At 77.2% G+C, this 6,159-nt stretch carries 6 protein-coding genes and 1 pseudogene; 3 read left to right on the top strand and 4 right to left on the bottom strand.

Features of this window, described 5'->3' with window-relative positions:
• The 3 genes and pseudogenes from ABD879_RS31615 to ABD879_RS31605 all read left to right on the top strand — a co-directional run.
• Positions 1 to 524, top strand: a pseudogene (locus ABD879_RS31615) (FdrA family protein); the annotation flags it as partial.
• Complete coding sequence (locus ABD879_RS31610) at positions 517 to 1,941, top strand: YlbE family protein (RefSeq protein ID WP_345025438.1); 1,425 nt, start codon at positions 517 to 519, stop codon at positions 1,939 to 1,941. The pseudogene ABD879_RS31615 and the gene ABD879_RS31610, both read left to right, overlap by 8 nt.
• A 65-nt stretch (positions 1,942 to 2,006) precedes the next feature.
• Positions 2,007 to 3,227: a DUF6986 family protein gene (locus ABD879_RS31605; protein WP_345025437.1), complete on the top strand. Its 1,221-nt coding sequence runs from the start codon at positions 2,007 to 2,009 to the stop codon at positions 3,225 to 3,227.
• Here ABD879_RS31605 and ABD879_RS31600 read toward each other — a convergent pair.
• From ABD879_RS31600 to ABD879_RS31585, 4 genes are all read right to left on the bottom strand, one after another.
• Positions 3,224 to 3,685: a nitroreductase family deazaflavin-dependent oxidoreductase gene (locus tag ABD879_RS31600; protein ID WP_345025436.1), complete on the bottom strand. Its 462-nt coding sequence runs from the start codon at positions 3,683 to 3,685 to the stop codon at positions 3,224 to 3,226. The genes ABD879_RS31605 and ABD879_RS31600 overlap by 4 nt on opposite strands.
• Positions 3,686 to 3,770: 85 nt before the next feature.
• Complete coding sequence (locus tag ABD879_RS31595; protein WP_345025435.1) at positions 3,771 to 4,367, bottom strand: nucleotidyltransferase family protein; 597 nt, start codon at positions 4,365 to 4,367, stop codon at positions 3,771 to 3,773.
• A complete protein-coding gene (locus tag ABD879_RS31590; RefSeq protein WP_345025434.1) occupies positions 4,367 to 5,485 on the bottom strand; it encodes an XdhC family protein in 1,119 nt (372 codons plus the stop codon). The genes ABD879_RS31595 and ABD879_RS31590 overlap by 1 nt, the downstream gene beginning before the upstream one ends.
• A partial coding sequence (locus tag ABD879_RS31585) for a vWA domain-containing protein (RefSeq protein WP_345025433.1) occupies positions 5,478 to 6,159 on the bottom strand: 682 nt, incomplete at its 5' end. The genes ABD879_RS31585 and ABD879_RS31590, both read right to left, overlap by 8 nt.

The following is a 6,159-nucleotide window of genomic DNA, read 5'->3' as shown; positions in this document are numbered from 1 at the left end:
CGAGGCGCTGGACGCGCTGGCCCGCGCCGCTGCCGCCGGTGCCGCCCGGCCGGGCGCTGCGCGGCCTGCTCGTCGGCGGCGCTCTGCGCGGCGAGGCCGACGCGATCGCCCGCGAGGAGCTGCCGGGCGGCGCCGGGCACGCGCTGCTGGACTTCGGCGACGACGCCTACACCCGCGGACGCGCCCACCCCATGATCGATCCGACGCTGCGGCTGGCGGCCGTGGCCGAGCACGCCGCCGACCCCGCCTGCGGGGTGCTGCTGCTGGACGTGGTGCTCGGCTACGGCGCCGAGCCCGACCCGGCCGCCGCGCTCGCCCCGGCGCTGGCGGCGGCCCGCGCCGGCCGCGCCGACCTGGCCGTCGTGGTGTCGCTGTGCGGCACGCCCGGCGATCCGCAGGGCCGCGACCGGCAGGCCGCGGCCCTGCGGGAGGCGGGCGCGTCGGTGTTCGCCTCCAACGCCGAGGCCGTCCGCCACGCCGTCGGCCTGCTGCACGGGCTCGGGGAAGGAGTCCCGGATGAGTGACGCGCGGCCCCGGCTGGGCGGGCTGCTGACCCGCGAGCCGCGCGTCGTCGCCGCGGGCGTCGGCGTGCTGGCCGAGGCGCTGGCCCAGCAGGCGGTGCCGGTGGAGCAGGTCGACTGGCGGCCGGCGCCGGAGGAGTCGCTGCCCGCGCTGAACGCCGTGCTCGGCGACCCGCGCCGGGCCGACGCCAACGCGCGCGCCGTGGGGCGCATGCTGTCGGCGCGGCCGCACCTGGTGGACGTGCGTCCGGCCGCGGAGGTGCTGGGCCTGGAGCCGGGCGTGTTCCTGCACGCGGGCCCGCCCCTGGAGTGGGACCGCGCGTCCGGCCCGATGCGCGGCGCGCTCATGGGCGCCATGCTGCTGGAAGGGCTCGCCGGCACCCCCGAGGAGGCCGAGCGGGCCCTCGCGCGGGGCGCGGCGACCCTGGAGCCGTGCCACCACCACGGCGCCGTCGGGCCGATGGCGGGCGTGGTGAGCCCGTCGATGTGGATGCTGGTGGTCCGGGACGACGCGCACGGCGGCACCGCCTGCTGCTCGCTCAACGAGGGCCTGGGCAAGGTGCTGCGGTACGGGGCGTACGGGCCCGAGGTGCTGGAGCGGCTGCGCTGGATGGGCGCCGTCCTCGGCCCGCTGCTGCGCGACGCGGTGCGCCGCCACGGCCCGATCGACCTGGTCGGGCTGATCGCGCAGGCCCTGCAGATGGGCGACGAGCTGCACAACCGCAACCGCGCCGCCACCTCCCTGCTGGTGCGCGAGCTCGGCGCCGACCTGGTCGCCTGCGACGCGCCGCGCAGGCACGTCGCCGAGGTGTTCCGGTTCGTGGCGGGCAACGACCACTTCTTCCTGAACGCCGCCATGGCCGCCGCCAAGGCCGCCGCCGACGCCGCCCGCGGCGTCCCGGGGTCCACGCTGGTGGTGGCGATGGCCCGCAACGGCACCGACTTCGGCATCCAGGTGTCGGGCACGGGCGACCGGTGGTTCACCGGCCCCGCGCAGGTGCCCGACGGGCTGTATCTGGGCTCCTACGGCCCGGCCGACGCCAACCCCGACATCGGCGACTCGGCCATCACCGAGACCGCCGGGATGGGCGGGTTCGCGCTGGCCGCCGCGCCGGCGATCGTCCGGTTCGTCGGCGGGGAGGTGCCGGACGCGGTGGCCGCCACCCGCCGGATGTACGAGATCACGCTGGCCGAGCATCCGGTGCTGCAGATCCCGCTGCTGTCGTTCCGCGGCACCCCGGCGGGGGTGGACGTGACCCGGGTGGTGCGCACCGGGATCCTGCCGGTGATCGACACGGGCATCGCCGGGCGGGAGCCAGGCATCGGGCAGGTGGGGGCCGGGCTGGTGTCGCCGCCCGCCGGGGTGTTCGCCGACGCCCTGGCGGCCCTGGCCGCCGCCGTGCCGCGGGGGCCGGCGTGACCGCTCTGCCGGCCGGCCCGCCGCCCGGCGCGCATTCGGGGGGCATCTTGCGGGATCATGGCGGGGTGAATCTCAGCGTTGCATCGATCGACGACCTGTCCGCCCGTGTCGACGCCGTGCGCGCCGAGCACGACCGCCACTTCCCCGGCCCGGCCTCCGGCCGCCAGCCGGTGCACACCGTCTACGTCCCCGCCGACCAGTTCTCCCCGTCCACGCCCGGCGACTTCGGCGCCGAGGCGCTGCGGCTGCTGAACACGCACACGCCCGGCGCGGGGTCGTTCGGCACCGCGTTCGGCATCGACCCGGAGATCGCCGGGACGGTGCGCGAGCGGGTGGCCGCCAAGCTGGCCGCCGAGCCGATCGAGGACGTGCGCGTCGACTTCGAGGACGGCTACGGGGTGCGCGACGACGCCGAGGAGGACGCCCACATCGCCCAGGTCGTCGAGGCCGTCGCCGCCGCGTACCAGGCGCGGACGCTGCCCCACTACTGGGGGCTGCGGATCAAGTCGTTCGCCGACGGCGGCCACGTGCGCGCGATGCGGACCCTGGACGGGTTCCTGACCGCGCTGCGCGACCGGCTCGGCCGGCTGCCCGGCGGGTTCACCATCACCTTCCCCAAGGTGGTGATGGCCGAGCACGTGTCGATCTTCGTGGAGTACCTGGAGCGGCTGGAGGCGGCGCTCGGGCTGCCCGCCGGGATCCTGCGCTTCGAGGTCCAGGTGGAGACCACCGAGGCGATCATCGACCACCAGGGCCGGTTCGGGCTGCGCGCCATCGTCGAGGCCGCGGCCGGGCGGCTGACCGCCGCTCACTTCGGCGTGTTCGACTACACCGCCGCGTGCGGGCTGCCGCCCGCCGAGCAGCGGCTGGACCACCCCGCCTGCGACTTCGCCCGGCACGCCATGCAGGTGTCGCTGGCGGGCACCGGGGTGCGGCTGTCGGACGGCTCCACCAACGTCATCCCGCGCAACGACGGCCCCGACGAGGTCAACCGCACCTGGGCGGTGCACGCCGCGCACGTCCGGCACTCCCTGCGGCACGGCTTCTACCAGGGCTGGGACATGCACCCGGCGCACCTGCCGAGCCGCTACGCCGCCGTGTACGCCTTCCACCTGGACGGGGTGGACGAGGTGATCGGCCGGGTCCGGGCCTGGCACGAGCAGGCCGCGGGCAAGGGCGACGGCGTCCTCGACGAGCCCGCCACCATCAGGGCGCTGACCGCCCGGCTGCGCCGCGCCGTCGACTGCGGCGCCCTGGACGAGAGCGTCCTGCCGGGGCGGGACTAGACCGGCTCGCAGATCACCACGGGGATCTCGCGGTCGGTCCAGGACTGGTAGTCGGCGTAGTCGGGGTAGCGGGCGACCAGCCGGGGCCACAGCTCCTCGCGTTCGGCCGCGTCGGCGGTGCGGGCGCGCATGGGCCGCCGGTCCGGCCCGATCTGCACCAGCACGTTCGGGTTGGCGGTGAGGTTGTGGTACCAGGCGGGGTGGCGGGGGTGGCCGCCCACCGACGCGACGATCACCACGCGGTCGCCGTCCGGCAGGTACAGCAGCGGCTTGGTGCGGTGGGTGCCGCTGCGGCGGCCGATCGTGGTCAGCAGGCACACCGGGGCGCCCGACCGCGGGAACCGGCCGCCGAGCCGGCCGCCCGACAGCTGGTACACCGCCACGTGCGCCGCGCTGAAGACCTTCATGAACCGGGTGAACGCGGGGCTGTCGAGATGGGCGGGACGGGGTTTGGGCATGATGACCTCCACCGGACGGCCGGACCAGTGCGGTCCATCCGACCCGAAACGATCAGGGCGGTCAACGTGACATGCGGCGCGGGCGTCAGCGGGCGCCCCCGGGCCGCCGCAGGAAGGCGGCCAGGTCGGCCGGGGTGTCGATGTCGTCGGGGGCGGCGACGTCGTCGCAGGCGACGGGGGTGACCAGGTCCGGACGGGCGCGCAGGAACGCGCGGGCGCCCCTGTCCCCGACGGCGGCCGCGGCGGCGTCGGCGAAGTGCTCGCGGGCGATGAGCACGGGGTTGCGCGGCGCCCCGCCGTAGGTGGCCACGGCGACGCGGGCGCCGCCCCGGTAGGCCGCCACCATGCGGCGCACGGCGGCGGCGCCGACCCGCGGCTGGTCGACCAGCGCGACGACGACGGCGGGAGCGTCCGGCGGCAGTGCCGCGAGCCCGGCGCGCAGCGACGACCCCATGCCGGTGCGCCAGTCGGGGTTCGGCACGGCGACCGCCCCGGCCGCCTCCACCGGCGCCGCCCCGGTCACCACGAGCACCGGTGCGCAGCCGCCTTCGCGCAGCACCCGCACGCCGCGGTCGGCGAGCCGTTCGCCCGCCACCTCCACCAGCGCCTTGGGCCGGCCGAGCCGCCGGCCGGCGCCGGCGGCCAGCAGCAGCCCGGCGGGGGCGTCGCCGCGGGCCGCCATCAGCGGGCTTCGCCGTGGATGCGGCCGGAGGTGCTGCTGAGCGGGCGGCCCGAACCGCCCCAGCGCAGCTGGATGAGCTCCGCGGCGATCGACACGGCCGTCTCCTCGGGGGTGCGGGCGCCCAGGTCCAGGCCGATGGGCGAGCGCAGCCGGGACAGCTCGGCGTCGGTCAGCCCGGCCTCGCGCAGGCGCCGCGCCCGGTCGGCGTGGGTGCGGCGGGACCCCATGGCGCCCACGTACCCCGCGGGGGTGCGCAGCGCGACCTGCAGCAGCGGCACGTCGAACTTGGGGTCGTGGGTGAGCACGCAGATCGCGGTGCGCTCGTCCACCTCGGTCTCGTCCAGGTACTTGTGCGGCCACTTCACCACGACCTCGTCGGCCTCGGGGAAGCGCTTGGAGGTGGCGAACACCGGGCGGGCGTCGCACACGGTCACGTGGTAGCCGAGGAACTTGCCGAGGCGGGCGACGGCGGCGGCGAAGTCGATCGCGCCGAACACCAGCAGGCGCGGCGGCGGCGCGAACGACTGCACGAACACCGACAGCTCGTCCCGGCGCCGCTGCCCCTCGCGGCCGTAGTGCCGCTGCCCGGTCAGGCCCTGGGCGAGCATGCCGCGGGCGTCGTCGTCCACGGCGGCGTCGAGCCGGGCCGCGTGCGGCCCGCCGGGCGCCAGGCTGCCGGACGCGCGGTCCGGCCAGACCACCCGGCGGGCGCCGAGCCGTCCCGGCCCGCCCACCACGGTGGCGACCGCCACCGGCTCGCGCGCCTCGATGGAGGCGGCGACCCGGCCGAACTCGGGGAAGGTGTCCGGGCCGACCGGCTCGACCAGCACGTCCAGGATGCCGCCGCAGGTCAGGCCGACGGCGAAGGCGTCGTCGTCGCTCACGCCGTAGCGCTGCACGACCGGCTCCCCGGACGCGATCACCGACTGCGCCAGGTCGTACACCGCGCCCTCGACGCAGCCGCCGGACACGCTGCCGACCACCTCGCCCGACGGCGACACCGCCATGGCCGCGCCGGGCGGGCGGGGGGCGCTGCGGAAGGTGTTCACCACGGTCGCCAGCCCGAACGTCTCGCCCGCCGCGTACCAGGACGCGATGTCGCCGAGCACGTCACGCATGGGCACCTCCCCTGTGCCGTCCGCCGGGCGTCCCGACCAGGCGGGCGAGTTCCTGCAGCGCGCCGAGACTGTGCCCGGAGGTGAAGTCGTCGATGTGCGGCAGGGCCGCCGCCATGCCCGCGGTGAGGGGCCGGTACCCGGGGCGGGCCTTGTGCGGGTTGGCCCACACCACGCGGTGCGCCAGCCGCGCCAGGCGGCGCATCTGCTCGCCGAGCAGCGTCGCGTCGCCGCGTTCCCAGCCGTCGGAGGCGATGACCACCACGGCCCCGCGGGCCATGCCGCGCTGCCCGAACCGGTCGAGGAACTCCTTGAGCTCCGCGCCGAGCCGGGTGCCGCCGCTCCAGTCGGGGATCGCCGCCGACACCGCGGCCATCGCCGTGTCGGGGTCGCGGTGCCGCAGCTCGCGGGTGAGCCGGGTGAGCCGGGTGCCGACGCTGAACACCTCCACCGTCCGGCCGCCCGAGCGGGCCGCGGCGTGCGCGAACCGCAGCAGCGCGTCGGCGTAGGGGCTCATCGACCCGCTGACGTCGACCAGCAGCACCACGCGCCGCCGCCGGGTGCGGTGGGCGCGGTGCCGCAGCAGCGAGACCTCCCCGCCGCGGCGCAGCGCCTCGCGGACGGTGCGGGCCGGGTCGAGCCGCCCGGCGGCGGCGTGCGCGAACCGGCGCGAGCGG

This window comes from Actinomadura keratinilytica (assembly GCF_039539665.1).
Lineage (GTDB): Bacteria > Actinomycetota > Actinomycetes > Streptosporangiales > Streptosporangiaceae > Spirillospora > Spirillospora keratinilytica.
The sequence above is the reverse complement of the archived record's forward strand: the minus strand, read 5'-3'. Positions and strand labels throughout refer to the sequence as shown.

What these genes read in the sequence shown, in the direction of transcription:
- ABD879_RS31610 (WP_345025438.1), top strand. Translation starts at nt 517, where the DNA reads ATGAGTGACGCGCGGCCCCGGCTGGGCGGGCTGCTGACCCGCGAGCCG.
- ABD879_RS31600 (WP_345025436.1), bottom strand. Translation starts at nt 3,685, where the DNA reads ATGCCCAAACCCCGTCCCGCCCATCTCGACAGCCCCGCGTTCACCCGG.
- ABD879_RS31595 (WP_345025435.1), bottom strand. Translation starts at nt 4,367, where the DNA reads ATGGCGGCCCGCGGCGACGCCCCCGCCGGGCTGCTGCTGGCCGCCGGC.
- ABD879_RS31590 (WP_345025434.1), bottom strand. Translation starts at nt 5,485, where the DNA reads ATGCGTGACGTGCTCGGCGACATCGCGTCCTGGTACGCGGCGGGCGAG.